The 25,097-nt window shown below is 61.3% G+C and carries 25 protein-coding genes; 12 read left to right on the top strand and 13 right to left on the bottom strand.

Annotated features, from left to right (window positions below; genetic code table 11):
• Positions 1–2: 2 nt before the first annotated feature.
• From ACFWXH_RS29595 to ACFWXH_RS29580, 4 genes are all read right to left on the bottom strand, one after another.
• Positions 3–1,187, bottom strand: coding sequence for an HlyD family secretion protein (locus tag ACFWXH_RS29595; RefSeq protein ID WP_379125015.1), 1,185 nt, complete (start codon positions 1,185–1,187; stop codon positions 3–5).
• A gap of 138 nt (positions 1,188–1,325) precedes the next feature.
• The gene (locus tag ACFWXH_RS29590; protein WP_379125014.1) at positions 1,326–1,529 is read right to left on the bottom strand and encodes a hypothetical protein; all 204 of its coding nucleotides are present in this window, start codon (positions 1,527–1,529) and stop codon (positions 1,326–1,328) included.
• Between the two features lie 82 nt (positions 1,530–1,611).
• Positions 1,612–2,346, bottom strand: a complete 735-nt coding sequence (locus ACFWXH_RS29585) for a LuxR C-terminal-related transcriptional regulator (protein WP_379125013.1) — start codon at positions 2,344–2,346, stop codon at positions 1,612–1,614.
• Positions 2,347–2,732: 386 nt separating this feature from the next.
• Entirely contained in the window at positions 2,733–3,944 is a 1,212-nt protein-coding gene (locus ACFWXH_RS29580) for a diguanylate cyclase (protein ID WP_379125012.1), read from the bottom strand.
• A 490-nt stretch (positions 3,945–4,434) separates the two neighbouring features.
• Between ACFWXH_RS29580 and ACFWXH_RS29575 the strand changes: the two genes are divergently transcribed.
• Genes ACFWXH_RS29575 through ACFWXH_RS29565 form a run of 3 tightly spaced genes read left to right on the top strand, consistent with a single transcriptional unit; the run spans position 4,435 to position 6,466 of the window.
• Entirely contained in the window at positions 4,435–4,965 is a 531-nt protein-coding gene (locus ACFWXH_RS29575; protein WP_379125090.1) for a sigma-70 family RNA polymerase sigma factor, read from the top strand.
• Positions 4,962–5,726, top strand: a complete 765-nt coding sequence (locus ACFWXH_RS29570; RefSeq protein ID WP_379125011.1) for an anti-sigma factor family protein — start codon at positions 4,962–4,964, stop codon at positions 5,724–5,726. The genes ACFWXH_RS29575 and ACFWXH_RS29570 overlap by 4 nt, the downstream gene beginning before the upstream one ends.
• 23 nt (positions 5,727–5,749) lie before the next feature.
• Positions 5,750–6,466: a Bax inhibitor-1/YccA family protein gene (locus tag ACFWXH_RS29565; protein WP_379125010.1), complete on the top strand. Its 717-nt coding sequence runs from the start codon at positions 5,750–5,752 to the stop codon at positions 6,464–6,466.
• A gap of 186 nt (positions 6,467–6,652) precedes the next feature.
• Here the strand turns inward: ACFWXH_RS29565 and ACFWXH_RS29560 are convergent, their stop codons facing one another.
• Positions 6,653–8,101 carry a glucoamylase family protein gene (locus tag ACFWXH_RS29560; RefSeq protein ID WP_379125009.1) on the bottom strand — a complete coding sequence of 483 codons (1,449 nt, stop codon included), beginning with the start codon at positions 8,099–8,101 and terminating at the stop codon, positions 6,653–6,655.
• Positions 8,102–8,288: 187 nt separating this feature from the next.
• On the opposite strand from ACFWXH_RS29560, the gene ACFWXH_RS29555 reads away from it, so the two are divergent.
• Positions 8,289–8,573: an SCP2 sterol-binding domain-containing protein gene (locus ACFWXH_RS29555; RefSeq protein WP_239362979.1), complete on the top strand. Its 285-nt coding sequence runs from the start codon at positions 8,289–8,291 to the stop codon at positions 8,571–8,573.
• Positions 8,574–8,754: 181 nt separating this feature from the next.
• On the opposite strand, the gene ACFWXH_RS29550 is transcribed toward ACFWXH_RS29555, so the two are convergent.
• Positions 8,755–9,330, bottom strand: coding sequence for a GNAT family N-acetyltransferase (locus ACFWXH_RS29550; protein ID WP_054310825.1), 576 nt, complete (start codon positions 9,328–9,330; stop codon positions 8,755–8,757).
• A gap of 99 nt (positions 9,331–9,429) precedes the next feature.
• Complete coding sequence (gene odc2 / locus ACFWXH_RS29545) at positions 9,430–10,563, bottom strand: ornithine/lysine decarboxylase (protein ID WP_054310824.1); 1,134 nt, start codon at positions 10,561–10,563, stop codon at positions 9,430–9,432.
• Positions 10,564–11,099: 536 nt separating this feature from the next.
• Between odc2 and ACFWXH_RS29540 the strand changes: the two genes are divergently transcribed.
• From ACFWXH_RS29540 to ACFWXH_RS29525, 4 genes are all read left to right on the top strand, one after another.
• On the top strand, positions 11,100–12,293 hold the full coding sequence (locus ACFWXH_RS29540; protein WP_379125008.1) for an amidase: 1,194 nt from the start codon (positions 11,100–11,102) through the stop codon (positions 12,291–12,293).
• 4 nt (positions 12,294–12,297) lie between these two features.
• Complete coding sequence (locus ACFWXH_RS29535; RefSeq protein ID WP_054310822.1) at positions 12,298–13,197, top strand: LysR family transcriptional regulator; 900 nt, start codon at positions 12,298–12,300, stop codon at positions 13,195–13,197.
• A gap of 107 nt (positions 13,198–13,304) precedes the next feature.
• Complete coding sequence (locus ACFWXH_RS29530; RefSeq protein ID WP_379125007.1) at positions 13,305–13,967, top strand: DUF1007 family protein; 663 nt, start codon at positions 13,305–13,307, stop codon at positions 13,965–13,967.
• Positions 13,968–13,971: 4 nt separating this feature from the next.
• Positions 13,972–15,087: a nickel/cobalt transporter gene (locus ACFWXH_RS29525; RefSeq protein ID WP_379125006.1), complete on the top strand. Its 1,116-nt coding sequence runs from the start codon at positions 13,972–13,974 to the stop codon at positions 15,085–15,087.
• A 175-nt stretch (positions 15,088–15,262) separates the two neighbouring features.
• Here ACFWXH_RS29525 and ACFWXH_RS29520 read toward each other — a convergent pair whose 3' ends face one another.
• The 3 genes from ACFWXH_RS29520 to ACFWXH_RS29510 all read right to left on the bottom strand — a co-directional run bounded on the left by ACFWXH_RS29520 (position 15,263) and on the right by ACFWXH_RS29510 (position 17,306).
• Positions 15,263–15,469, bottom strand: coding sequence for a hypothetical protein (locus tag ACFWXH_RS29520; RefSeq protein WP_379125005.1), 207 nt, complete (start codon positions 15,467–15,469; stop codon positions 15,263–15,265).
• A 55-nt stretch (positions 15,470–15,524) separates the two neighbouring features.
• On the bottom strand, positions 15,525–16,412 hold the full coding sequence (locus ACFWXH_RS29515) for a cation diffusion facilitator family transporter (RefSeq protein ID WP_379125004.1): 888 nt from the start codon (positions 16,410–16,412) through the stop codon (positions 15,525–15,527).
• Between the two features lie 213 nt (positions 16,413–16,625).
• Positions 16,626–17,306: a GNAT family N-acetyltransferase gene (locus ACFWXH_RS29510; RefSeq protein ID WP_379125089.1), complete on the bottom strand. Its 681-nt coding sequence runs from the start codon at positions 17,304–17,306 to the stop codon at positions 16,626–16,628.
• Between the two features lie 183 nt (positions 17,307–17,489).
• On the opposite strand from ACFWXH_RS29510, the gene ACFWXH_RS29505 reads away from it, so the two are divergent.
• Together ACFWXH_RS29505 and ACFWXH_RS29500 are read left to right on the top strand one after the other, a co-directional pair.
• A complete protein-coding gene (locus ACFWXH_RS29505; protein WP_379125003.1) occupies positions 17,490–18,698 on the top strand; it encodes a pyridoxal phosphate-dependent aminotransferase in 1,209 nt (402 codons plus the stop codon).
• Complete coding sequence (locus ACFWXH_RS29500; protein ID WP_379125002.1) at positions 18,695–19,006, top strand: Kazal-type serine protease inhibitor family protein; 312 nt, start codon at positions 18,695–18,697, stop codon at positions 19,004–19,006. The genes ACFWXH_RS29505 and ACFWXH_RS29500 overlap by 4 nt, the downstream gene beginning before the upstream one ends.
• A gap of 139 nt (positions 19,007–19,145) precedes the next feature.
• Here the strand turns inward: ACFWXH_RS29500 and ACFWXH_RS29495 are convergent, their stop codons facing one another.
• Both ACFWXH_RS29495 and ACFWXH_RS29490 read right to left on the bottom strand, forming a co-directional pair.
• On the bottom strand, positions 19,146–19,874 hold the full coding sequence (locus ACFWXH_RS29495) for a tellurite resistance TerB family protein (protein ID WP_054310818.1): 729 nt from the start codon (positions 19,872–19,874) through the stop codon (positions 19,146–19,148).
• Between the two features lie 282 nt (positions 19,875–20,156).
• Positions 20,157–21,080 (bottom strand): rhodanese-related sulfurtransferase, encoded by a 924-nt coding sequence (locus ACFWXH_RS29490; protein ID WP_379125001.1) that lies wholly within the window; start codon positions 21,078–21,080, stop codon positions 20,157–20,159.
• A 167-nt stretch (positions 21,081–21,247) separates the two neighbouring features.
• Here ACFWXH_RS29490 and ACFWXH_RS29485 point away from each other — a divergent pair, with 167 nt between their 5' ends.
• Positions 21,248–22,129: an N-acetylmuramidase domain-containing protein gene (locus ACFWXH_RS29485; RefSeq protein WP_379125000.1), complete on the top strand. Its 882-nt coding sequence runs from the start codon at positions 21,248–21,250 to the stop codon at positions 22,127–22,129.
• A gap of 113 nt (positions 22,130–22,242) precedes the next feature.
• Entirely contained in the window at positions 22,243–22,884 is a 642-nt protein-coding gene (locus ACFWXH_RS29480; RefSeq protein WP_379124999.1) for a 2-dehydro-3-deoxy-phosphogluconate aldolase, read from the top strand.
• Between the two features lie 250 nt (positions 22,885–23,134).
• Here ACFWXH_RS29480 and ACFWXH_RS29475 read toward each other — a convergent pair whose 3' ends face one another.
• A complete protein-coding gene (locus ACFWXH_RS29475) occupies positions 23,135–24,997 on the bottom strand; it encodes a DUF882 domain-containing protein (RefSeq protein WP_379124998.1) in 1,863 nt (620 codons plus the stop codon).
• Positions 24,998–25,097: the final 100 nt, after the last annotated feature.

Here is a 25,097-nt window from a genome sequence, read left to right as displayed (position 1 = left end):
GGCTAGCTCTCAGAGCCCACGGTTGCCACCGCACCCCGAAGTCCGTAGATCGGTTCCAGAACCCACTGATAAAGCGGACGGGTTTCGGCAAGCACATGGGCCTCGACCTGCATGCCGGCCTGCAACGCTTCGCTGCGGCCGTAAGCCATGACAAATGTCTGCTCGGGCTGCACCGTGATGCGATAGAGGGAAGGCGACTTTTGCACGTCTCCCCCGATATTGAGCTGTGCGACCTCTTCAGGTCGAAGCGTCGATCTCGAAATCAGCGATACGGCTCCCGGATATTGGCCAAATTTCTGGTAGGGAAAGGCCTGGTAGCGAAGAAGAACGCGGGAGCCTTGTCGCACAAACCCGATCGCGCTGCTGGGTGCCAGCAACTGAGCCACAAGCGGCCTGTCTTTGGGAACGATGGTCAGCAGAGGCGTGCCCGGAGCGACCGTCTGGCCCGCAAGTGTGATGATGCCGGTCACAGTCCCGTCGCGCGGTGCCGTGATTTGCAGCTCGCGCTTGGCCTCGCTCTCCGAAATGCGCTCGCCGATATCAAGAAGCTGCTGGCGTATCTCCGCGATCCGGGCCGCAGCCTGCAGATCAAAACCGGACAATTGGTTTCGGTTTTCGTTCAACCGGGCTGCCAGTTGGATACGGTCGCGACGCAACGCCTCGAGCTGGGTCCGTTGCGCATTGTAGGCTTGCAGCCTTGATTCATAGTCGCGGGAGATCGCGATGCCTCTGATGATCAGTTGCCGCTGACGCTCAGCGAACTCCTTCATCGTGGTGGTGAATTCCTCGAGAAGTCCTATTTGGGCGTCGACCTGCTCGATCTCACGTTCCAGATCCTGCAGTTGATCCTGCAGCGTCTTTTTCTGGACCTTGTCGAGTTCGAGCTGGCGTATGGAAGTGTCCGTGAGTTCGGCGCGTTTGTCGCGCAACAGTTCTGTCACCGCGCCCTGGGTGTCGCCAAGCGCCGTGGTGCTGTCGATGCTGAGCGTATAAAGGAGATCGCCGCGACGGACGGTGTCTCCCTCTTTGACTTTGAGGGCAGTGACCCATCCATTTTGAGGCGCCGCAAGACGCGTCAATCCGTCGATCGGCAGAATGACACCCGCCACGCGAACGCGGCGGGTGTATTCACCGAAGACAAGAAAGATGGCGATCGCTGTAACGAAGGCGATCGAGAGGATGGCCATCACCCCGGCTTGCACATTGGGGGTCACCGTTGGTCGGCCAAGCCAAGCCGAACGCTGTGCCTGAAACGACTCGGGACGAAACAGAGGAGATGGCGACGTCATCGGCAGCGTGCCGTTTACAAAGCGGCAACGCAGACCTTACCAGTGATAGTATTGGTATGATGAGCCGTTACCGTAGACGGCACCGTCCGACCATACCGAAAGCGAATATCGACCAGCTTCGACCGAGACCCCGCCATCTCCAAAACTGATAGAAAACCGGCCGCCCGCAACCTCGTCGATTTCCTGGTCGTCAAGCTCCCTGATGGTCGAGCTGATGTTGGTGGCATCGTTGTAGGACATGCTTTCCTCCACAGCAGGTAAGGTGCGCGATGATATGGAGGCCAGGCGAGAGGGGAAGCTGTCAGAACTGACAGGTGGGCGACTACAGCGCCACCAGCCCCAAGGCGACGGCCCGCGCACAGGCAGCTCGACGCCCGGTAACCTTGAGCTTGCGGGCCGCTTGCTGCAGGTGGAAATGAACTGTCCGCTCGCTGATGCTCAGGATCATGGAAATGTCCCACGAGGTTTTTCCTATCGCGGACCAGCGCAGGATCTCCACTTCGCGTTCGCTCAGGTGCGGCAGTGTCTCTTCCCAGCCCTGTAGCCGGCGGAATGCGACGTGCAGGCAGCTGGCAAAATAGGTCATCGGTGCCAGCGTGGGAAAAAGAGCGCGCAGATCATAGGTGGCATCGGTGGTGAAGGTCATGAACGCCCACCTCACGCCCGGAGAGCAAATCGGTACAGTTATGCCGGCCCTGAGACCGTGATCGCCGGCGCTGTGCAGCAGGGCGTTTGCTTTCTTTCGAATTTCCGGGGCTGTGAAACCCGTCTCGCCATGAGCATTCCAGGCAGCGCTTGGCAGCCCGGCACGCACATGCAGGACGCGGGCATCCCGTATCTCATTGTAGTCGTCCTCGAGCGCTGTGTACCCCCGCGCCCAGTCGGATGCAAAATCGCTGAAGGTATGGAGGCGGCGTGTACCGATCGCTTGTCCCGGGAGTTTCACCGCATAGGCATGATGACCAAAACCGCATGCCGTGGCGCTGCTTTTCGACACCGCGACCAGCTCTTGCAGTGAACGGGCATTCAGGACGCTTTCGATATGGTTCCAGTCCATCCGCGCCTCCCGCATTACCGGTTATTCCGCCGGTTGCTCCCCTCTATTTTGATCGCACAAGGCGATCTGCTCAACCATTAATTGCCTTCGTCGACGGGTCCACCACTCGACTGCCCGACTGCTCTCAGGATCGACCGGTATCGACGGCAAGTCCGACCCGACGGTAGATATACGCCGCTTGTTCGAGATCTAGCGTTTCCGCTTTATCGGAAACGCTCTAACCCTTTGCTTTTACGAAGTTCCGAACGCAAAACCGCTGCGCACTTTTGCTGGAACTGCTCCAATATCCGTCGAAAGACGCTGGGCAAACGCAGGGAATGAAGTCTAGCCGACCGGAAGCGCTTCCATAGCTCCTAAGCCTCAACGCCTAGCCTGAAGCGCTTACTTCATCGATACGCGCCTGCGCTCATGGCGGAAACAGATACCCGGTCCCTGCCCCGTGCCTTTGCCTCATACAATGCAGCATCGGCCAGCATCAGAAGCTCACGAAAATCCTTGGCGTTGGCGGGGCAGGTCGCGATGCCGATGCTGACCGTCACCGACCGATTCAGTTTGGGGTGGATCGTGCCGGCAACAGCCGCCCTCATGCGCTCGGCAAGCATGGCTGCCCCCGCCGCCGCTTCCGGGCAAAGCAGGGCGAATTCTTCACCGCCATAACGAAAAAGCTCGTCACCTTCCCGCTTGGCATTCAAAAGAGCGGTCGCCACAACTTGAAGAACCCTGTCGCCTTCGGCATGTCCATGGTTGTCGTTGACGGCTTTGAAGAGATCGATGTCGATCATCATCAAGCTCAGCGGAAGACCCGACTTAATTGCTTCCGTCAGCATGGCCGGCCCCTTCTCATCGAGCTGGCCACGATCCTGCAAGCCTGTCAGAGGGTCTTTGCCAAGGCGCCCGACGAGCTTCTCATAGCGGTGCCGATAAGTGAGCCTGTCAAACACGTCGGTGGTTCGTCTCACGCCGACGGGAAGCGGGCTCTTTTCGACAAATTGCAGATAAAGGGCCAACATCACGCTGAAGAAGACCGCAGAGCCCATCTTCGCGATCCACCCACCATAAAAGGCGGACACCGGAACCCCGGTTACGAGATACAGGCCCAGATAGAAAAACAGCTGGTCGAAACTCAGGACGATCGCCAGACTGATGAACATCCGGCCCAGTATAGTGTTCGTGACAATTGATCCCAGCCGCTCGAACAGCAGCACCATGCCGATCAGATCCACGAAAAGCAAAGCGGTCCCCCAGACCATCAGGAAACCGATCTGGTTGATGAAATGCATCTCCGGCTGGCGCCAGGCGAGTTGCGCCGGGTCGTCGTAGTAGTTCAGCGGCAGGGCCAGCACCACCATCAGCAGGTTGCCGATAAGCAAGCCATAGGTAGGCTGCCGCATGCTCTCGGCATCCTCCTTGATGTAGAGCAGCAGGAAGAAGGCGAGCTTGCCGGCAAACATCACGGTTGAGCCGGGCGAGATCAGCCCGAACGGCAGCTGGATGAAATAGACTGCCGCGAGATAGGTCTCCAGGAAGTGCATCGCTCCGAGAGTACAGAAAAAGACACCCATGCCGAGGCTTGTCCTGGCGCGGAAAATGAGCGCCATCGCAACAAAATAGACACAGGCCTGCGCCAGCAGAACCGTGAGACCAGACATGTTGTTGTTACCCCCGAGCCCGAGGCACCCCGATGCTTTGATGACACCTCAGGCTGAGCCTTGCGATGTTGTCCCCAGCGAGACATGCCGCTGCCGGCTGGGCGTCTAAGGTATTCCGCCCCAGACCGCAACTGAATTGCCGACAGTAACCCTCGCTCACCAACCAAGGTCACTGCGATTGTTTGCAGTGATCGCTTTATCCCGATCCACGCGTCCCTTGATCAGGACTTCAACTCGATGATCCGCTATCTTGGCAGCAGACACTGTCCCGGCCCCGGCTCTCGCCTGATGGTAGGCATCTAAGCGATCCTGTTCGCCAGGGCCTGCACAACCGGCAACAGTGCGCCTTTTTACGTCCTGGCCGGCCCGCAGCGATGAGCCCCGAAGATTCTTTCGCGCCGCGAGGGATTAAATGTCGGACAGGCACCGTATATCTCGCATGAAGACCAGACGGTCATCCTTTGATGTATTCGCTCAGCTCGGCTCGCTCCGTCGCTATGCGCGCTCCCTGACGCGCAATGACGCGGACGCTGAGGATCTCGTTCACGACGCGTTAGTCCGTGCATATGAACGCCGCTCGGGCTTCCGTTCTGGCGGCAATCTGCGCGGCTGGCTGCTTTCGATCCTCCACAATACCTTCATAGACCGCATGCGCTCGGCTCGCGCCGAACAGCAACGAATTGATGCCGCAGCGCAGCTTGCCGATGCGTCCATGGAAGCGCCGCAGGAACATTCGGCACGTCTTGCGCAGGTGCGGGAGAACTTCCTCGCACTGCCCGAGGAACAACGAGCGGCAATCCATCTCGTGGCGATCGAGGGGCTCGCCTACCAGGAGGCTGCCGATGCGCTCGGCATTCCGGTGGGCACGTTGATGTCACGCCTCGGGCGCGCTCGTGCGGCGCTGCGTGAAATGGAAGAGAACCCTTCGTCCCGGCCAGGGCATCTCAGGATCGTGGGAGGAACGTCATGACGGACCCGGTGACGGACACTGATATCCTCGGCTATGTCGACAATCAGCTCGACACATCGCGTCGGATCGACGTCGAGGCCTACCTTGCCGCCCGCCCCGAGGAAGCCGCCCGCGTGATGGCGGATCTGCGACTGCATGATGAACTTCGCCTGGCCCTCTCAGCGCCATCGCGCGCGGTACAGTCGAGCACGACGGAAGCGGCACGACGGCTCCAGCGCGGTCTTCTCCGAGGTCGGATTTCCGTCCTGCTCCAACGCGCAGCGGCAGTGGTCATGTTCGTTGGTGCCGGCTGGATCGCTCATGAAGCAATCGGACCGTTTGGCGTCAGCCAGTCGATCGCTTCGGTTCAGCCCCCGGCCTATGTCGAGGAGGCCGTCCGCGCCCACGGCACCAGCCTGCTGCGCGCCTCCATGACGTCGCAGCCGAAAGTCCGCGACTATGATCCAGCCGAAATTCTGTCGGCGACCGCGATCACCATGCCTGTGCTGCCCAAGGATTGGAACGTCAGGGATGTCCAGATCTATCCATCCCGCTTCGGTCCGAGCGTCGAACTGGCGGTCTATTCGGATTCAATCGGCGATGCATCGTTGTTCGCGGTTCGGCCGGGAACTTTCGACGTCGTCAAGCCTGCACAGACGGACATCGACGGCACCGCATCGAGCTACTTCCAGATCGGCGAAGTCGCCTACACCCTGGTTGGGCGCGGCAATCCGAGGGAACTCGGCGCCTCGGCCAAGAAGCTTGCCGACAGCCTCTACTGATCACCCACCCAAGGAGACCTGACATGAACTCGCCCAATTATCGTCAACACGCTGGCTTCGGCCAGCCCAGCGCCGTCCTTTTCGACGAAGGCCTGCGCCAGCACATGCTGCGCGTCTACAATTACATGGCGCTCGGGCTTGTCCTGACAGGCGTCGTCGCCTTCACCGTGAGCTCCGTTCCGGCGCTCTATGTGCCGATCTTCTCCAGCCCGTTGAAATGGGTGGTGATGCTCGCGCCGCTCGCCTTCGTGCTGCTCTTCTCGTTCCGCATCCAGACCATGTCCGCCGCCGGCGCGCAGGCCATGTTCTGGGCCTTCTGCGCAGTCATGGGTCTGTCGCTCGCTTCGGTCTTCCTCGTCTTCACCGGCACATCGATCGCGCGCACATTCTTCATCGCGGCCACGATGTTCGGCGCGATGAGCCTCTACGGCTACACGACGAAGACCGACATGACGAAGTTCTCGTCCTTCCTGATCATGGGACTGATCGGCGTCGTCATCGCCAGCATCGTCAACATCTTCCTCGGTTCGTCAGCCCTGCAGTTCGCGATCTCGGTCATCGGCATCCTTGTCTTCCTCGGCCTGACCGCCTGGGACACCCAGAACATCAAGGAACAGTACGCCGAGAACTTCGACAGCGAATCCCGTCAGAAAATGGCCGTCTGGGGCGCTTTCTCGCTGTACCTGAACTTCGTCAACATCTTCCAGCTGCTGCTGAACTTCACCGGCGAGCGCGAGTAAGCGCACTCGATAAACCGCATAGTCGAGGACACCAGCATGGACGACATGGAGCTTTAGTCAGCTTCTATGCCACAAGACGACGAGAGCCGTCTCTTGTTGGGTCGCCTTTCCGGGATACGGCTTTGTCAGCCTGCGCAACGGCGTGCGCAGGCTTTTTCTTTCTCGCTTCAAACGCACGGCATCCGCCTAAAGCCAACCACCTGTAAATCCAGCCTTCCACAGCCCCGCAACGATGTAAGGGCTTGTCCGCATGAGACGCCAGAGAAGTCCGGAGCGGTGGTTTTCGACCATCATCACTATAGGCCCTTGATTGATCCCAATGTGATCTTCAGCAATCCAGCCATACCCGTCTGCTGTGGGAAACGTTGGATTGAAGCTTGTGGTGAAACCGTAGGGATTGTGGCGGGCCGGATCAATCGCCTGGAACTGGCGCATGACCGGCAGCACAATCTCCGGCGCAAAGGGGAGCGACGAGAGTGCCGCACTTGGCGAGAGGGTGCCGTCGTCGGGGCCGAACGGAACACCACGAGCCATATAGCCATGGAAATAGCGCTCGGTGCCACGGATGGTCTCCCGTCGCTTTCCCGGCCCATCACTGGCCGTCACACCCCAGCAATTCTCGCCGTAGCTTTCGAACCCCCGCGGGTTTCGGATGGCATATTCGCGCTGGATTAAGGTGGCGCGCCGGCTGTTTTCGAAATAATCGAGCCCCTTGTCGCGCATGAAGGCATCACGAATGCCGCGGAAGTCGATCCACAGATGTGACATCTGATGGATGAACAGCGGGCCCGCATACACGAACTCGTGGCCATAGATGGTCTTCCAGCGATAACCCGAAAGCCACGCGGAATAGCTTTCCGGTCCTATGCAATGTGTGGGAGAGCCGAGGGCCAGCACGTAGAGGATCAATGCCTCGTCATATCCTTTCCAATGATAGGGCAGGAAGCCCCGACCCGGTTTCCATCCGTGGCTGAGCAAGACGCCACCATTCAGTGCCCAACGCCAGTCGACCCTGCGATAGAGCGCGGTGGCTAGCGCGCGGATTTCCTGCTCTTCCTTGCAGTCCAGATCGAAATAGGCGCCGCAGCTCAGAACCCCCGCCATGAGGAGTGCCGTATCCACGGTGGAGAGTTCCGAGTTCCAGGCACGCTGTCCGGTCTTCATATCGAGGAAATGATAGAAAAAACCCTTGTAGCCAGTCGCGTTCCGTTCCGTCCCTTGATGGCAGCCCCAGAGAAAGCGGAGGGTCGTGAGTGTCCGTCCGCAAGCCTCTTCGCGACTTATCCAGCCACGTTCCACGCCAACGGCATAAGCCGAGAGCGCCATGCCTGTGGCGGCAATGCTTGCAGGAAAACCGGATCGGTTCCTGTCGGCCACCAGGCCGGTCCCGGGATCGGTCTCCTGCAGGAAGTAAGCGAACGAACGTTGCTGGAGACTCTCCAGCAGCGTCTCATCGGACTCTTTTACGGGTGTGACGTCCATGACTGTCAGTGGCGAAAGACTGAGGCAGAAGCGCGTCTGCTTGCCATCATTCGATTCGGCGAGGTCTGCGGCGTATTGATCCGGATCAGGATGGTCTCCCCCTTCGGAGATGTTACGCCAGGAATGGGGCCGGCGGCTTAACTTACGTGACACGGACGACCCCTCCATCTCACAAAGTCCTGATCCAGAAATCACGTTGACGTAAACGTCAACCAAAGGTTATAGAACGAGCATCGGTGCCTCCTTGAAGCGCGACTTCGCGCGAGGCTTGCGCGCCGCAACGTCCGGCAGGGCCGGGCTGAAACGAACACGCGCGACGCGCAGTTACAGGGAGACTATCATGGGCGTTCAGGAAATCGCGGCAGGCCTCAAGTCCAAGGTCGAAAGCGCCGGCTTCGACAAGTCGGTGAAGTTCGACACCGGCGCCGATGGCGTCATCGTCATCGATGGCGCATCGATCTCGACCACGGATGCTCCGACCGACTGTACCATCAAGCTTTCACTCGACGATCTGGAATCGTTGATCGCCGGCGATCTCAACCCGACCATGGCCTTCATGACCGGCAAGCTGAAGATCGAAGGTGACATGTCGGTTGCCATGGCACTCAGCCAGTTGATCGGCTAACCCGAAGAACATCGCTGCGATACCGACCGCCGTCTCATTGGGATGGCGGTCACCAGAGCGTTTCCGTTTCTTACGGAACCGCTGCACAATCTGAAACGGCTGATCGAAGTCCATGCCCTCCTGATGGCAACGGCGGCGGACTGAGCCGAAACCCGCCCGCCGCCGTCCGGCCCCCGCCGTTTCAGGCTGCTGCGACCCGCATCGCCGCGCGCTCGCCTGCCTTGCGCCCCGAAGCCTTCAAAGTGCCCCGGGCGCCGTCCAACACACCTGGCGCCAGTTCCAGCGCCAGGAGGCGATCGCGCTCATAAGGGCCAGGCATCGCCAACCGGCCAGTCTTCTCGGCCGAAAAGCCGAAGCGCGCGTAGTAGGGCGCATCGCCGACAAGCAGGATTGCCCGGTGGCCAAGGCGAGCCGCCTCAGCGACGGCATGATGCATCAGCGCCGAACCGATGCCGGCGCTCTTGACCGTCGGATCGACAGCGAGCGGGCCGAGCAGCAGCGCGGCTCCACCATGGTCGCCCAGCCGCACGTCCCACAACCGCACCGTTCCGACGACGACACCGCCTTCGTTGCGCGCAACAAACGCCAGCCCCTCGGATGGGCGGCGGCCGCGACGCAGCTTTTCCGACGATTTGCGCTTGCGTCCCACACCCATGGCACGGTCGAGCAGCGCCTCACGCGCCGCGATATCGGCACCGGTTTCGGCGGTGATGATGATGGCAGGCAAGGCTGCCGGCAGGGTTTTGGCAATGTCCATTTCCGCGATCCTTCACAAGCGGAGGTCTGTTCCACAAGCGAACCCACCGCCGGTGCGAGGTGCACCGGCGAGCGGGGTGATCTGACGCGCTCTCGCCCGTCAGATCACGTAGGATCGGAGGGGCTCGAAGCCGTTGAACGCGACCGCCGAATAGGTGGTCGTGTAGGCGCCGGTGCCCTCGATCAGCACTTCGTCGCCGATGGTGAGCGAGAGCGGCAGCGGGTACGGCGCCTTCTCGTACATCACATCGGCAGAATCGCAGGTCGGGCCGGCGAGCACGCAGAGCGCCTTCTCGTCCTCGTCACGCGCAGTCACGATCGGGTAGCGGATCGCCTCGTCCATCGTCTCGGCGAGACCGCCGAACTTGCCGATGTCGAGATAGACCCAGCGCACATTGTCGTTGTCCGCCTTCTTCGAGATCAGAACGACTTCCGACTTGATGACGCCAGCATTGCCCACCATGCCGCGGCCCGGCTCGATGATGGTTTCAGGGATGTCGTTGCCGAAGTGCTTGCGCAGCGAACCGAAGATCGCCTGGCCGTAGGCCTGCGCCGCCGGCACGTCCTTCAGGTAGCGGGTCGGGAAACCGCCGCCCATGTTGACCATCTTGAGCACGATGCCTTCCTCGGCCAGTGTCGCGAACACGCGCTTGGCGTCGGCCAAGGCACGGTCCCAGGCCGTCAGGTCGGTCTGCTGCGAACCGACATGGAACGACACGCCATAGGCATCGAGGCCGAGCTTCCTGGCATGGCGCAGGACGTCGACGGCCATCGCCGGCACGCAGCCGAACTTGCGCGACAGCGGCCATTCGGCGCCTTCGCCGTCGGTCAGCACGCGGCAGAACACGCGAGCGCCTGGAGCGGCGCGCGAAACCTTCTCGACCTCTTCGACGCTGTCGACGGCGTAGAGACGGATACCGAGCGCATAGGCCCGGGCGATATCGCGCTCCTTCTTGATGGTGTTGCCGAAGGAGATGCGGTCGGCGGTTGCACCCGCGTCCAGCGCCATCTCGACCTCGGCAACCGACGCGGTGTCGAAGGACGAACCCATCGCAGCAAGCAGGCGCAGGATTTCCGGCGCCGGGTTTGCTTTCACCGCGTAATAGATCTTGGAGTCGGGCAGCGCCTTCTCGAAGGCGCGGAAATTGTCGCGCACGACGTCGAGGTCGACGACAAGGCAAGGGCCTTCCGGACGTCGGGTGGCGAGGAAGTCGAGAACACGTTGCGTAGCCATAGGACTCTCCATCGCGCCTCGCGGCACGTGCAAAGGTGCGTAACGCGGGCTTCGGCCTCGCGAACACGCGGTCAAACAAAGGCGGGACGAAAATCCAATAGCACCAGCCGGTGGAGACCCCGGAGCCATTGAAAGCCGTCTCGCGGCGATGGACCTAGCCTTGCCCGGCTACGATCCGCTTTGTCTGCCTTGGCTTGGATGGGAATTCCCAACCGCACTGCCGGCAATGAGGGTGTGCCTCTTCAGTAACCCCGGTCTATGGACAACCGGAAAACACCAGAAAGGCCCGCACCGTCGTTGCTTCAAGACGTCCTCGGATCGGCGGTTGGCCGCTGAACCGACCGGGCTCGTTACTTCCCGGGTACCGTCCCGATATCCTCGCCATTCGAGGGTCGGGGGACGCCCACAGGCACGTGCGACTTTGGGCAAGCGCGATATAGGCGCGCATGCTTTCACAATCAATTAAAATCGAACCCCGGCTTGAAAAAAATCCGCTGTCGAACGACTGTGGACGCACCGTATCCAGATATTGAACGATGCCCCAGCAGAACGACCGCTTCAACGCCTTCCTCGATCTCAGCCAAGCCCCTGTTTCCCATGCACAATCCGGACCGTTGGCCGGACTGACGCTGGCGGTTAAGGATATTTTCGACGTTGCCGGTTATGTCACCGGCTGCGGCAATCCGGACAGGGCGGAAACCGGCCAACCGGCGCCTTCGACGGCGCCAACGGTGCAAAGGCTGCTCGACGCCGGTGCGCGATTCGTCGGCAAGACGCAGACCGATGAACTCGCCTTCTCGCTTATGGGACAGAACGCCCACCTTCCGCATCCCGTGAACCCAGCGGCACCGGACCGCGTCACCGGCGGCTCCTCATCCGGTTCGGCGGCAGCGGTTGCGGGCGGGCTCGCCAACATCGCCACGGGCTCCGACACCGGCGGGTCGATCCGCGCTCCGGCCAGCTTCTGCGGCCTGGTCGGCCTGCGCACCACGCACGGCGCGATCTCCTTGCAAGGCACCATGCCGCTGGCCCCAAGCTTCGACACCTTCGGCTGGTTCGCCAGGGATATCGACATCTACGAGAAGGTGGCACAAGTGGTGTTCGGAGCAAGCAATGCAGCGCTCCCCTCACGCGCATTTCGTCTCTCGACCCTCGATGCCCTCCTGCTCGGCAAAGCCGAGGCTGAGGAGTATCGCCGCATGATCAGGGCGATCGCGCCTGTCCTGGGCACGCTACAGGGCGCCCCTGCCCTCACCCACGGTCTCGATGAACTCTACTGGTGTTTCCGCAAGCTGCAGGCGCATGAAGCCTGGGGCTCGCACGGTGCCTGGATATCCGAGAAAGATCGCCGTCTCGGTCCAGGTGTAAAGGAACGTTTTGCCTTCGGAGCCAGCATCGACGCTGCGACGGTAAAGGAAGAAACCGCGTATCGAAATGCATTCCGTACCGAACTGGCCGATCGCCTCGGCGATGACGGCATTCTCGTTTTGCCGACGGTGCCGGGCGTGGCACCGCTCGCCGCCTCGAGCTTCGAGGAAACCCAGACCTATCGCGAGCGCGCCCTGCATCTGCTTTGCCTGTCAGGTCTCTCCGGTTTTCCGCAACTGACGCTGCCTTTGGGCACGATCGACAACGCTCCATTCGGCATTTCCCTGCTCGGCCCGGCCGGCAGCGACCTTGCCTTGATCCGACTTGGGCGGCGCATTCTCGAAACGACCGGAAAGGCCTGACGCCATGGACACCCTCACCCGGATGCGCGCCTTTATCGACGTGGTCGAAGCTGAAGGCTTTTCGGCGGCCGGCCGCAAGATCGGCCGTTCCAAGGCGTTGCTCTCCAAATATGTGCGCGAGCTGGAAGACGAACTCGGTGCGTTGCTGCTCAATCGCACCACGCGCCAGTTTTCGCTGACGGAAGCGGGTCACACTTATTATCGTCGCGCTTCCGAGATCGTGCGCGAGATCGACAGCCTGTCCGATGCGGTGCGTGACAGTTCCGGCGACGTGCGCGGCAGGATCAAGCTGACCGCGCCGCGCACCATGGCCGATGCGGCGGTCGGTCAATCCATGATCGACTTCGCCAAGCAATACCCGGACGTTTCGCTGGAAGTGCATCTCGACGACCGTTTCGTCGATCTGGTCGAGGAAGGTTTCGATCTGGCCATCCGCATCACCCGGCTGGAAAACTCCTCGCTGATCGCCCGCAAGCTGGCCCCTTTCTCGCTCAAGCTGTGCGGTTCGCACGAACTGATCGCCAAATACGGCAAACCGACCCGCCCACAGGATCTGGCGCATATGCCCTGTGTGGTCGACACCAATGGCCGCTGGGCTTCGAACTGGCCGTTTCGCGACGACGATGGCGACATCACCAGCATTCCGATCAGCGGCCCGATGATGGTCAACAGCCCGATCACCACCCGCATGGCCGCGCTGGACGGACTTGGTTTTGCACTGCTGCCCGATTTTATCGCCGCACCCGAAATCAAGAGCGGCCGGCTGGTGTCGTTGCTGGAAGACCGCATCGACTTCAACGGCGGCATCTTCGCCGTCTATCCGCACCGCCGCTATCTGCCCGCCAAAGTACGTGTCTTCGTCGACTTCATGGTGCAGTGGTTCAAGACACACGAAACGTCGTGAAGATCTGCACGCCCGAAATGTGATAACATTTTCGTAGCCCGGTCCCATTTTCGCCCGGTTTCTGCTAACCCTCAGGCCGCATCAACACTGGGGAATCGCCGCCGGCCATGCACGTTCGGGCATCGACAGCCATCGCAACCTTGGGCGTGCTTCTCGCCGGCACGACACCCGCCCTTGTCCATCCGCACGTCTTTGCCGAAGCTCGCCTGGACGTCGTGCTTTCTCCCGACCACCAGTCCATCGCCGCACTGCGCCACCTATGGCGCTTCGACGAGCTGTTTTCCTCCACAGTGCTGATGGAGTTCGACAAGAACTCCGACCTGAAGCTGGACGATGCCGAACTGAAGGAAGTGGCGAACACCATCAAGGCATCGCTTGCCGAATACAATTATTTCCAGATGGTCACGCTCGACGGCAAGGACATCAAGATGAAGGCGCCGCCCGAAATCGTCGCCTCCTTCGACAACAATCAGCTGATCGTGCTGTTCGAGGACCAGCCCCAGGAGCCGATCAAGCTGAAGGGCAAGATCGATCTCGGTGTCTATGACCCGACTTTCTACACTGCCATCGATTTCACCGACGACGCCAACCTGTCGGTGAAGGATCTGCCGGCCTCGTGTGCACGCGCGGTGGTGCGGCCCGATCCCGATACGGCGATCGCCCAGAACCAGAAAACGCTCACCGAGGCCTTCTTCAACGATCCGACAGGCACGGACATGAGCAAGATATTCGCCACCAAGCTCGAGCTGAACTGCCGCACGGAAGGGTGATTTGATGGACAGGACGACGACCCGCCTGATCTTCTGCCTGCTCGGCGTTGCCTTCATCACCGCGGCCGGCCATGCCCATGCACAGAGTTCGCTCGGCATCGGCACCAATGATGCCATGACGCCGACTACCGGCCTGTTCGCGGGCTTCCTGAACTGGGTCAACCTGCACCAGCAGCGTTTTTACCATGCCCTTGCCGGCGCCATCAAAGAGATGCGGCAGGATGGCTCGAAGTTGTGGCTGCTGATCGGCCTGTCGTTTCTCTACGGCATCTTCCACGCCGCCGGCCCCGGCCACGGCAAGGCGGTGATTTCTTCCTACATGCTGGCCAACGAGGTGGCGCTGCGGCGTGGCATCCTGCTCTCGTTCATCTCCGCCTTCCTGCAGGCTTTGACGGCGATCGTGGTGATGCTGCTCGCTTATTTCGTGCTGCGCGGCACCTCCATCTCCATGACCGACACGGCCTGGTTCCTGGAGATTGCTTCCTACGCCTTCGTAACGGCTTTTGGCGCCTGGCTGCTGTGGCGCAAGCTCGGTCCATCGCTGATGCGTCTGCTTGGAGTGGCACCGGCCTACAGCCTCTCGGCCGCACATGCCGGCCACTCACATGGTGGCCATGCCCATTCCGCCCACACTCATGACCATGCCGGGCATGATCATCACAATCATCATGCCCATCATGCGCATGATCACCACGACCATGGCGGCAATCATGACCACGATCACCATCACGGTCACGGTGAAGTCTGTGAGACATGCGGGCATTCGCACGCTCCGGACCCGACCCTGCTTTCCGGCGATCGCTTCGATTGGCGCACGGCCTGGACGGCCGTCGCTGCCGTCGGCATTCGCCCGTGCTCCGGCGCGCTGATCGTGTTGTCCTTCGCCTTCCTCAACGGATTGTGGGCCGGCGGCATCCTGTCAGTGCTGGCTATGGCGGTCGGCACCGCGATCACCGTTTCCATCCTGGCAACGCTGGCCGTCACGGCAAAGGATTGGGCAGTGGCGCTTGCGGGCGACGGCCGCCTCGGCAATCAAGTCCATTCTGCCATCGAAATCGGCGGCGCGGCGCTGGTCTTCCTGTTCGGGCTAATCCTGTTGACCGCCAGCCTCGGTGCCTGATCATTCTTCTCCCGATTGAGGAGAAGAGCGCAACGGCTTCAAGCTTCTCGACGGCACCGACGTCCGCATGTGGAGCGCGACATGGCCCGATCGGTGCGCCGACGATACCTTGAAAACCGCACAGTGGGCTCGCGACCGATTTTGCCAGTCATGCCAGTGATCGGCACGCGGGCATTCAATCCCTTCGTTGGCCGCGGTTTCGTCCACGCAGCCAGAACACCATGAAGAAAGCGACGACGAACAGAACCGCAAAAATGCCGGCGAGTATCGTCGAGTAATGGCCGATCGCCAGCATGATGGTCGGCAGATAATAAGCGGTCACGCCGAACAGCAGCATGATCGACAGCGCCGCGATCGCGGCACTCTTGTTTTCAGGACTCATCATCACTCCGGACCAAGCTGCACTTCCCGCCCGGATGGTTAGCACAGCCTACGCTCTAATGCAGGTGCCTGGGCTGCGATGTGACGCCACGGACCTCGTCACGCCTGCGGCCGTCTTCTGCGCGGCGGTCGAAATCGATTTCGATGGTCGCATGGCTGATGCCGTGGCGGGTGAGCAGTCGGTGCCTGATGACATCGACGGCAACATGCGCATCCAGTCCGTCCATCAGCCTTGCATGCAGCGTTGCCATGTTGCTGGCGCCGTCGATCGACCACAGATGCACATGATGGATTTCGCGGATGCCTTTGATGGAGGTCTGAAGGTCCTGGGCGATCATGTCGCGATCAAGGCCCGCCGGCGAGCCCTCCAGGAGCACATGCGCGGCGGCACGCATCAGGTTCCAGGCGGTTGACAGGATCAGCACCGCCACCAGAACCGACAGGATCGGATCGATCGGCGTCCAGCCCGTGGCCATGATGACCAGTGCGGCAACGATTGCAGCCAGCGAACCCAGCAGATCGCCCAGAACATGCACGATGGCACCGCGCATGTTGAGGCTTTCGCGGCTTCCGCCGTGCAGGATCATGAAGCCTGCGATGTTGACCACGAGTCCAAGAACGGCGACCACGAGCATCGGGCCACCAAGCACAGGCGGTGGCGCCTGGAAGCGTTGCCAGGCCTCGTAGCAGATCCATATGGCTACGAGAAAAATCGCCAGGCCGTTGGTGTAGGCAACGAGGGTCTTGACCCTGCCATAGCCATAAGTGTGCCGGCCCGTCGGCGGCCTGTCTGCGAGATGGAAGGCATACCACGCAAGCGCCAGCGCAATAGCGTCGGTGAACATATGGCCGGCATCGGCAAGCAGCGCCAAGGAACCGGTGAGCAACCCGCCGACCACCTCCGCAACCATGAAGCCGCCGGTCAGTATTGCAGCAATCAGCACGCGCTTCTTGTCGGAAGATTCGTGCGAATCTCCCCCGGCGCCATGGCTATGGCCATGTGCACCTTGCGTATCTGAATGATCATGACCCATTAGCCGGCCCTGTTTGAGGCCGAACTTAATTCAACTCATTTGGATATTAAAGTATCCGATGATCGTGTTTTCATTGGCACAGAGGAATTTCCCCAGCCGCCAAAATTTCCACCGCTGGAATAACTATATCGAAGCTTGGAAATCCTCCAGTCGGCGTTTTTGCTGGCCTTTTTCGTCGAAATTCTCTGGGTCGAGCCAAGCTTCGTAAGCTTTCTTGAGCGCGGGCCATTCCTTGTCAATGATGGAGTACCAAGTCGTGTCGCGGTTCTCGCCCTTGATGACGAGGTTCTGGCGAAAAATACCCTCGAACTTGAAGCCGAATCGCTCCGCCGCCCGTTTTGAGGGCGCATTGTTGTTGTTGCATTTCCATTCGTAACGGCGATAGCCCAGATCGTCGAAAGCGTATTGCGCGAACAGGAATTGCGCCTCCGTCGCCGCCGGTTTGCGGGCGACCAGTGGCCCCCAGTAGATATGGCCGATTTCGATGACGCCATGGGCGGGTTCGATACGCATCAGTGTCTGACGTCCAGCGACCCTGCCGCTCGCCTTGTCGATCACCGCAAAGTAAAGCGGGTCCGCGCTGGCTTGCGCCTTGTCGAGCCAGGGTTGGAAGTCCTGGCGTTTCTCTGGCGCGAATTCCGGCAGCCAGCGGAAGCGGCCATCGGCATCGCTGACTGAAGACGCCTCGAACAATCCGTCCCCGTGGCGAGCGGCATCGAGCGGTTCAAGCCGCACATAGCGACCTTCCAGTACCTTGCGTTCAGGGCGCGGACGCGGCTGCCAGTTCTTCAGATCCTCGGTCACCATCGGCTCCATATTAGGCGATTTCGAAGAATTATTGCATCTATGGGTGGTCGCAACCGTCTGTAAGTGAGACCTTTGGTCTAAAATCGATGCAATAATTCTTCGAAATCGCCTTGTTTGACAGAACTTCTCCACCCTTCCAAAAAACATAAGCCCGCAACTAGCACCAGCTGGACCAACAAAATGATCCACACAATCCCTGCCTTCGACCGCCTCGGCGAGGAAAACGCTTTCGCGGTCCTCGCCCGCGCAACCGCGCTCTCTGAGCAGGGACGTGACATCGTCAATCTCGGCATTGGCCAGCCGGATTTCCGTACGCCGGGGCATATTGTCGAGGCCGCAATCAAGGCATTGCGCGACGGACATCATGGCTACACGCCGGCCACCGGCTTGCAGGCCACGCGTGAAGCCGTCGTACGCCGCACGCTGGCGACAACCGGCGTCGAGGTTTCACCGGACAATGTGATGATCCTGCCGGGAGGCAAGCCCACCATGTTCGCCGCCATCCTGATGTTCGGTGAACCGGGCGCCGATATCCTTTATCCGGATCCCGGCTTCCCGATCTATCGCTCGATGATCGAGTTCACCGGCGCGCGGCCTGTGCCGGTGCCGATCCGCGAGGGACATGGCTTCGCTTTTTCAGCGGAAGAGACGCTGGCGCTGATTACGCCGGCCACCCGTTTGCTTATCCTGAATTCGCCGGCCAACCCGACCGGTGGCGTCACCCCGCGCACCGAGATCGAGAAACTGGTGAAGGGTCTGGAGAAGCATCCGCATGTCGCCATCCTTTCCGACGAGATCTACGACGTCATGACCTATGACGGCGAGACGCACGCGTCTCTGCTGCAGTTTCCGGAAATCCGCGACCGGCTGATCGTGCTCAACGGGTGGTCGAAGACCTGGGCAATGACGGGCTGGCGCATGGGCTGGTCGATCTGGCCGAACGGCGAGAAGGGCGCGCATCTTTACGACAAGGTACGCAAGCTGGCGGTCAATTGCTGGTCCTGTGTGAATGCGCCCAGCCAATATGCCGGCGTCGCGGCCATAGACGGGCCGCAGGACGAGGTCGAGGCGATGATGCGGGCCTTCGACCGCCGCCGCAAGCTGGTGGTGGAAGGCCTGAATGAACTGCCGGGCATTTCCTGCATCACGCCGAAAGGCGCTTTCTACGCCTTCCCCAACATCTCTGGCACCGGCTGGCCGGCCAAGAAATTGGCCTCGGCGCTGCTCGAGGAAGCCGGCGTGGCGCTGATCGGCGGGCCGGATTTTGGCGTGCTCGGCGAAGGGTACATGCGGCTGTCCTACGCCAATTCGGAAGAGAATATTCTCCGGGCGCTGGAGCGCGTCGGCAATTTCCTCGCCGCGAATGCGAAGAAGGAGGACACGCTATGAAACGCGTGGCCGCCATAGGATTTGCAGCGTTCGCCATGATCGGCGCGGCAATGTCTCCCGGCCTTGCCGACGAGCCGGCAAAGGCGTGTGGCGGGATAAGGGGCCTGACCTGCGAAGCTGGTCAGTTCTGCGAGTTTCCAAGCGAAACCCAATGCGGCCGCGCTGATCGCATGGGAATCTGCATGCCGAAACCAGAGATCTGCACCGAAGAATATTGGCCGGTTTGCGGCTGCGATGGCAAGACCTATGGCAATGACTGCGCACGCCGGGCCGCGGGTACCGCCAAACTCAAGGACGGCGAGTGCTGATCTCCCTTGGAGAAACAAAAAAGGGCGGTCATTGGCGACCGCCCCGATCTGAACCAGCTTGGGAGGAGGAAAGCCGATCCGACTGATTAAAATGATGCGCTTGACTGGTTAACCAAAGATTAACGCTTCAGGACAGCGCCTACCACTTGGTGTTGGGGCCAGCAGACGAAACGGGCTCCTTCGCTGCGGAGACGGTTGCCTCGATGTGGTCGACCAACTTGTCGTCCAGCCCGAGCCTTCCAGCCAGCATGTCGAGATAGCCACGCTCGGCGCGCGTATCCGGCTCGATGGCCAGGCGCGAAGCGGTGTAAAGCTCGATCTTCTGCGCTTCGTTCCGGGCGGCCGAAGCGAGGGTATCGATGTCAACGGGGGCAGCCAGCGCTTCCTTCAGGAACGCGGTTGCCTCGGCGCCAAGTCCGGAAAGGCTGACCTTGTCGATGATCTTGCCGCGCTCTTCTTCGTCGATGCGTCCGTCGGCTTTCGCGGCGGCGATCATGGCGCGCACGATGGTGAGTGCGAATTCGCCCTCGCCCTGCGGCGCCTGCGCGGGATCGAAACTGTCACCTGCCGGCGGCGGCAGGAGCTCCGGCTCTTTCGCCGCCTCGGCAGGCTGCTGCCCAGCCTTGTAGTTCTGGTAGGCCTTGTAAGCGAGCCCGCCGATGGCGGCGAGGCCACCAAGTTTTACGGCTGTTCCAGTGACCTTGCGCCCGGGGCCAGTGCCAAGCAGTACGGCGGCCAGAGCGCCGGCGGCAAGCGGGTTGTCCTTCGCCATCTGCACGGCCTGTCCGGCCTTGTCGCGCACTGTTCCCGCGGTTCCGGGAACCTGCGAACTCAGAAGATCGTCGAGCAGTTTCTTGGGGTCGAACATCAATGGCTCCAGCTAAAGCAATTCCAGCAAAAGCGTGTAGCGGTTTTGCGTTTGGAATTGCGTAAAAACAAAAAGTTAGAGCGTTTCCGCGTTTCCGTGAAAAACGGAAACGCTCTAGGCTCGGCGGTTGATCCTGCAGAGTTAGGCCCGCGAAGGCGACATTACAATGATGTTCGAAAGTTCGGCCAAACCTTTCGCCTCAAGAATGCTGGCTTTCGCGCTCGCGACGTGACGAGCGGAACATATGTCCGAGCGAGCCGACCTGACCTGAATCAACACGCCTCAGCTGCCGATATGCCGTCCGTCGCCACGCTGCTCGGCAAGCTCCACCTGGCGCTGGCGCTCGGCGTAGCGGGCTCGATCATCATCGCTACGCTCTTCGTGGCAGTGCGGGCAGGAAACACCTTGCTGATAGTGTGGTGAAGTGCGCTCCTGCGGCGTCAGCGGATGCCGGCAGGCGCGGCAGAGTTCCGCCTCGCCTTCCGCCAGCCCGTGCGAGACCGAGACGCGCTCGTCGAAGACAAAACACTCGCCCTTCCAGAGGCTCTCTTCCTGCGGCACATCCTCCAGATATTTCAGGATACCGCCCTTGAGGTGGAACACCTCGTCGAAGCCGAGTGACTTCACATAGGCTGTCGCCTTCTCGCAGCGTATGCCACCGGTGCAGAACATGGCGATCTTCTTGCCTTCGAGTTCCGCGCGGTGCTCATGCGCCCATTGCGGGAACTCGCGGAAGCTCTTCGTGTGTGGATCGACCGCATTCTCGAAAGTGCCCAGCGTCACCTCGTAATCATTGCGCGTGTCGATGACGACGGTGTCGGGATCGGAGATCAACGCGTTCCAGTCACCAGCCTCGACATAGGTGCCCACGGCGCGAAGCGGGTCGATATCTTCCACACCCATGGTGACGATCTCGCGCTTCAGCCGCACCTTCATGCGATGGAACGGCATCTCGACGGCCGAGGAATATTTGACTTCCAGGCCGACGAATTCAGGCATCGCCTCCAGATAGGCGATGAGCTCCGCAATGGCTTCTTCTGTACCGGCAACGGTGCCGTTGATCCCTTCATGCGCCAGAAGCAGCGTTCCCTTGATGTCGTGCCCACAGCAGAAGGCAGCGAGGGGCTGGCGCAACGCCTCATGGTCGGCGAGGCGCACGAAACGGTAGAGCGCAGCGACACGGAAAGGAGAAGTGGACAGGTTCATGACCGGTGCCCTACCGCCTTGCCCCGGAATTTTCAATGCAGACCGGAAAGGCCAAGGATTCCAGAAGCATCGGTCACCCCCAACATACAGGTCGAGTTACCCAAATGTTCATCCGCGACCGGTAAGGTCGGTTGACATTGGCTCCCTTCAAAGGGAGTGGGGAACGCATGTTCAGCAAGCAAACAGCGGACGAAATCGAAAAGGCAGCGCGGGAGTTCGGGCTGGAACCCAAGGCCCTGCTTGCCATTGCCGAGGTGGAAAGTGCCGGCCAGGTCTTCGCCAAAGTCGATGGGCGCAACGAACCGTTGATCCGTTTCGAGGGGCACTATTTCGACCGCCGGCTTTCGGAGGCGATACAGGAAAAGGCCCGCTCGGCAGGCCTCGCCTCCCCCACGGCCGGCGCAGTCGCCAACCCGCGCAACCAGGCTGCGCGCTGGCAATTGATCGAGCAGGCAGCGGAGATCGACCACGCGGCGGCTTATGAATCGACATCCTGGGGACTTGGCCAGGTCATGGGCGCGCACTGGCAGTGGCTGGGTTTCGAAACGGTCGACGGCCTGGTCGAAGAAGCGCGATCGGGGGCCGCCGGCCAGGCACGGCTGATGGCGCGCTACATCGACAAATCCGGGCTGACCACGGCGCTGAACGCCCACGACTGGGAAGCCGTCGGCCATGGCTATAACGGCCCCGGATTTGCCAAGAATGGCTATCACCTGAAACTGGCGGAAGCCTACAGGCAGCAGGTCGAGGGACCGGCACCAGGCGAGCGGCTGATGAAGATCGGCTCTCGCGGAGAACTGGTCACGGAATTGCAGGAAGCTCTGGTTGCCCTAGCTTATGCTGTCGACACGGACGGCATCTACGGTCCCGGCACTGCCGGTGCGGTGAGAAAGTTCCAGGAGGAACATGGTCTTGCCGCCGACGGCATTGCCGGTCAGGCGACCCAGACCGCCATCGGCAAGGCGTTGCAGGCTGCCAGGGGCGGAGCATCACTTCGGGGCTGGGTGGCCAGACTTGTCGGCAGGATCTGGAGACCGCGCCGCGCATGACTTGCCGGCGGCCAAATCTGCCTGACACAGTGTCATCATGAGTCCGTAGACGTGAGAAATACGGTCTGTTAAATCGATTGAAAAATTGCAAGGGCGCAAAAGAGCGGAAAAACATGACCAGCAAAACCCAGAAACTCCTTTCGCTGCTTGACGGCCAGCCGGTCATTCCGGTGATCAAGATTGCCGATGCCAAGGATGCCGTGCCTCTGGCACGCGCGCTGGCGCGCGGCGGCCTCAGGGCGATCGAGATCACATTGCGCACCGATGCCGCACTCGAGGCGATCCGCCGCGCGGCAGCGGAGGTGGAAGAGGCGGTTGTCGGCGCCGGCACCATTCTCAATGCCCGCCAGTTCGAGGAAGCATCCAAGGCCGGCTCGCAATTCATTGTCAGCCCAGGCATCACCAGCCAGTTGCTGTCGGCCGCCGCCGATAGCCCGGTACCGCTGCTGCCCGGGGCGATCACGCCCGGCGAAATCATGGTCGCTCGCGAAGCCGGGCTCGACTTCCTGAAGTTCTTCCCGGCAGAGCAGGCAGGCGGAGCAGCCTTTCTCAAAGCACTGGCTTCGCCGATCGCCGATGTGAAATTCTGTCCGACCGGCGGCATTGGCGCCAAGAACGCCAACGACTATCTCAGCCTACCCAACGTGGTCTGCGTCGGCGGCTCCTGGGTTGCTCCCGACGAGATGGTCAAGGCCGGCGACTGGGCCGGCATCGAGGCGCTGGCGCGCGAAGCGAGCAAACTGCGGAAGATCTAGAGCAATTCCAGCAAAAGTGTGCAGCGGTTTTGCGTCCGGAACTGCGAAGAAACAAGGAGCTAGTGCATTCCCGCGATTCGAAGAAAGGCGGGAGCGCTCTAGCCCGAGGGAAAGGCGCTAGCCCAGCCTCTGGCGATCGGGCCCCTTGAAGGCTCCCCAGGCCTTCAATTCGCCTTTGGCGAACCGGGCTCTCACCCAAACAAAAACCGCGCCCCACGGCGCGGTTTCATATCTGATAGGGGTCCAGCCCTTATTTGGTCGGGAAGCGAGCCACCGACATGAATTTCACCGCGGTTCCGGTGAAGCGGTTCGAATCCGCCATCTCATTCGCGGTCTGGAAGCCGGTCGTATAGACCTCGCTCGGTGCCGTGCGAACCACGTTGTATGCCATCCGCGGCGCAGTGGTGGAATCGGTCACCTTGGCGATCTGCTCATTGCCCTGGAGGGCCCAGCGCGCCACCTTGGGTGCTGCCGGAACGACCACGGATTTGTTGTCGGGCTTTGCATCATGTGCGCTGGCGCGTGATTCCTTGCGCGTCGTCTTCACGTTGCCGCCCATCGCCGCAGCGGGATCGGAGCCAGCCGGACGACTTGCCACGGCAGTGCGCGGAGTGGCCGCGTCAACACCGGACGGATCGTTGAAGGCCGAACGCGGCGTTGGCAGGGCGGCGACCTGGTAGCTGTCGGTAGAGGACTGTTCCAGGACAGCCTTGATCTCGTCGGGACGCTCGGTCGGCAGCATCGCCAGCGCATCGGTCGCCGTCTGCTGCCCGTCACGCTTGGCGGTGTCGGCCAGCGCGAGCAGCACCGATTCCTGGTTCGGTTCGGCCGCACCCGGCGCCTTGGGACGCCATGTCGGCACCGGAACGTTGCCGGCCACCGCCTGTTCGCCAGCCGTCGGCATGGCTTCGGCAGTCGGAGCCACCGCATTCGGATCGGCCATGCCGAAGGGCACGGTCTCGGGCGTAACGGGCGCTGCAGCTGCCACCAGGGTGGGCTGCTCCGCCTGTTGGACGGCGCTGGCATCGGCTACGCCGAACGGAACGGTTTCAGGCGTTGGCGCGCTCGGGGGCGTCTGCAGGCCGACATCGGCCTTCGGGCGCGGCGCGGCGCCGGGCAGCGGCACGGCGCGTGCAGGCAGTGCAGCCAGGATCGTCTCCGGCGTCTCCTGCTTTGGCTCCTCGGTCAGCTGCGGCTCTTCCGCCGTCTCGGCTGTGGCCGGAACTTCGGCACGCTGTGCGTTCTCGGGCGAAACGATGGTGATGCCCGGCAGCTTACTCTTGGCCGTCGCGGCAGGTTTCATAGCCGCCTTCGGCTTCGGCGCCGGAGCCATGGCGACATCGGCCGTATCTTCTTCTTCGTCCTCGCCGCCACCAAAGAACGCAGCCAGGAAGCCGCCCGACTTGCGGCTAGAGCCGCCAGCGCTGGCAAGCTCGATGTTCGGCGTTCCGCTGGATTTACGCGCCTTGTAGGAAGCCATTGCCTGCTCGTAACCGGGCAGCGGCCGGCCGTCGCTCGGTACGTGCAGCGTCTTGCCGTTCGGGAACAGACGCGCCAGCTCCTGCCGGCTGATGCCCGGCCAATGGCGCACATTGCCTATGTCCATATGCACGAATGGCGAGCCGGAAGTCGGATAGTAGCCGACGCCACCGCCCTGCATCTTGAGGCCGATGTCGCGCAGCTTCTTCAGCGGCACGCCTTCGATATAGAAGTCCATTGCCTTGCCGAGGATGTGCTGGCTCTTCTCGGCGACGCCGCTGCGGCGGCTGCGCGATTTCAGCATGGCGTTGGTGGACGGCGCGCGATAGCCGCAGATCACCTGGATATAGCCGCGCGAACCGCTCTGGCGATAGGCCTCCCAGACCAGATCCATCAGGCGCGGATCCATCTTGGTCGGCTCGTTGCGGCGCCAGTCACGCAGGAAATAGTTCAGCTTCTTGAGACCGGACTGATCGTAACGGCCGTTGCGCTTGAAGACGATCTCATCGACTTCGCCGGTATGCAGATTGCGCAGCTTGAGCGCGCGGACCTCGGCGCTGGCGGTGCCTGCCGAAACGGCCAGAAGGCCGAAAGCCATCACCGCGCCGGTCAGCCACTTCTGCCAGACGCTCAATGAGGATGGACGCCTGTTCTGGTGTCGTTCGATTCTGCTCAAATCAAATGGCCTTGCAGACTGCCGTTTGTCCCCGGATTTGACCAAACGGATGTGGTTG

It is taken from the genome of Mesorhizobium sp. NPDC059054 (assembly GCF_042739215.1).
In the GTDB taxonomy this organism is placed as follows: domain Bacteria; phylum Pseudomonadota; class Alphaproteobacteria; order Rhizobiales; family Rhizobiaceae; genus Mesorhizobium.
This window is presented reverse-complemented; position numbering and strand designations above follow the sequence as displayed.

Coding starts and splice junctions, on each gene's coding strand:
- ACFWXH_RS29540 (WP_379125008.1), top strand. CDS start 11,100: ATGCCCCAGCAGAACGACCGCTTCAACGCCTTCCTCGATCTCAGCCAA.
- ACFWXH_RS29485 (WP_379125000.1), top strand. CDS start 21,248: ATGTTCAGCAAGCAAACAGCGGACGAAATCGAAAAGGCAGCGCGGGAG.
- ACFWXH_RS29555 (WP_239362979.1), top strand. CDS start 8,289: ATGGGCGTTCAGGAAATCGCGGCAGGCCTCAAGTCCAAGGTCGAAAGC.
- ACFWXH_RS29585 (WP_379125013.1), bottom strand. CDS start 2,346: ATGGACTGGAACCATATCGAAAGCGTCCTGAATGCCCGTTCACTGCAA.
- odc2 (WP_054310824.1), bottom strand. CDS start 10,563: ATGGCTACGCAACGTGTTCTCGACTTCCTCGCCACCCGACGTCCGGAA.
- ACFWXH_RS29565 (WP_379125010.1), top strand. CDS start 5,750: ATGAACTCGCCCAATTATCGTCAACACGCTGGCTTCGGCCAGCCCAGC.
- ACFWXH_RS29535 (WP_054310822.1), top strand. CDS start 12,298: ATGGACACCCTCACCCGGATGCGCGCCTTTATCGACGTGGTCGAAGCT.
- ACFWXH_RS29505 (WP_379125003.1), top strand. CDS start 17,490: ATGATCCACACAATCCCTGCCTTCGACCGCCTCGGCGAGGAAAACGCT.
- ACFWXH_RS29550 (WP_054310825.1), bottom strand. CDS start 9,330: ATGGACATTGCCAAAACCCTGCCGGCAGCCTTGCCTGCCATCATCATC.
- ACFWXH_RS29530 (WP_379125007.1), top strand. CDS start 13,305: ATGCACGTTCGGGCATCGACAGCCATCGCAACCTTGGGCGTGCTTCTC.
- ACFWXH_RS29590 (WP_379125014.1), bottom strand. CDS start 1,529: ATGTCCTACAACGATGCCACCAACATCAGCTCGACCATCAGGGAGCTT.
- ACFWXH_RS29500 (WP_379125002.1), top strand. CDS start 18,695: ATGAAACGCGTGGCCGCCATAGGATTTGCAGCGTTCGCCATGATCGGC.
- ACFWXH_RS29570 (WP_379125011.1), top strand. CDS start 4,962: ATGACGGACCCGGTGACGGACACTGATATCCTCGGCTATGTCGACAAT.
- ACFWXH_RS29495 (WP_054310818.1), bottom strand. CDS start 19,874: ATGTTCGACCCCAAGAAACTGCTCGACGATCTTCTGAGTTCGCAGGTT.
- ACFWXH_RS29595 (WP_379125015.1), bottom strand. CDS start 1,187: ATGGCCATCCTCTCGATCGCCTTCGTTACAGCGATCGCCATCTTTCTT.
- ACFWXH_RS29520 (WP_379125005.1), bottom strand. CDS start 15,469: ATGAGTCCTGAAAACAAGAGTGCCGCGATCGCGGCGCTGTCGATCATG.
- ACFWXH_RS29525 (WP_379125006.1), top strand. CDS start 13,972: ATGGACAGGACGACGACCCGCCTGATCTTCTGCCTGCTCGGCGTTGCC.
- ACFWXH_RS29580 (WP_379125012.1), bottom strand. CDS start 3,944: ATGGCGCTCATTTTCCGCGCCAGGACAAGCCTCGGCATGGGTGTCTTT.
- ACFWXH_RS29490 (WP_379125001.1), bottom strand. CDS start 21,080: ATGAACCTGTCCACTTCTCCTTTCCGTGTCGCTGCGCTCTACCGTTTC.
- ACFWXH_RS29575 (WP_379125090.1), top strand. CDS start 4,435: ATGAAGACCAGACGGTCATCCTTTGATGTATTCGCTCAGCTCGGCTCG.
- ACFWXH_RS29480 (WP_379124999.1), top strand. CDS start 22,243: ATGACCAGCAAAACCCAGAAACTCCTTTCGCTGCTTGACGGCCAGCCG.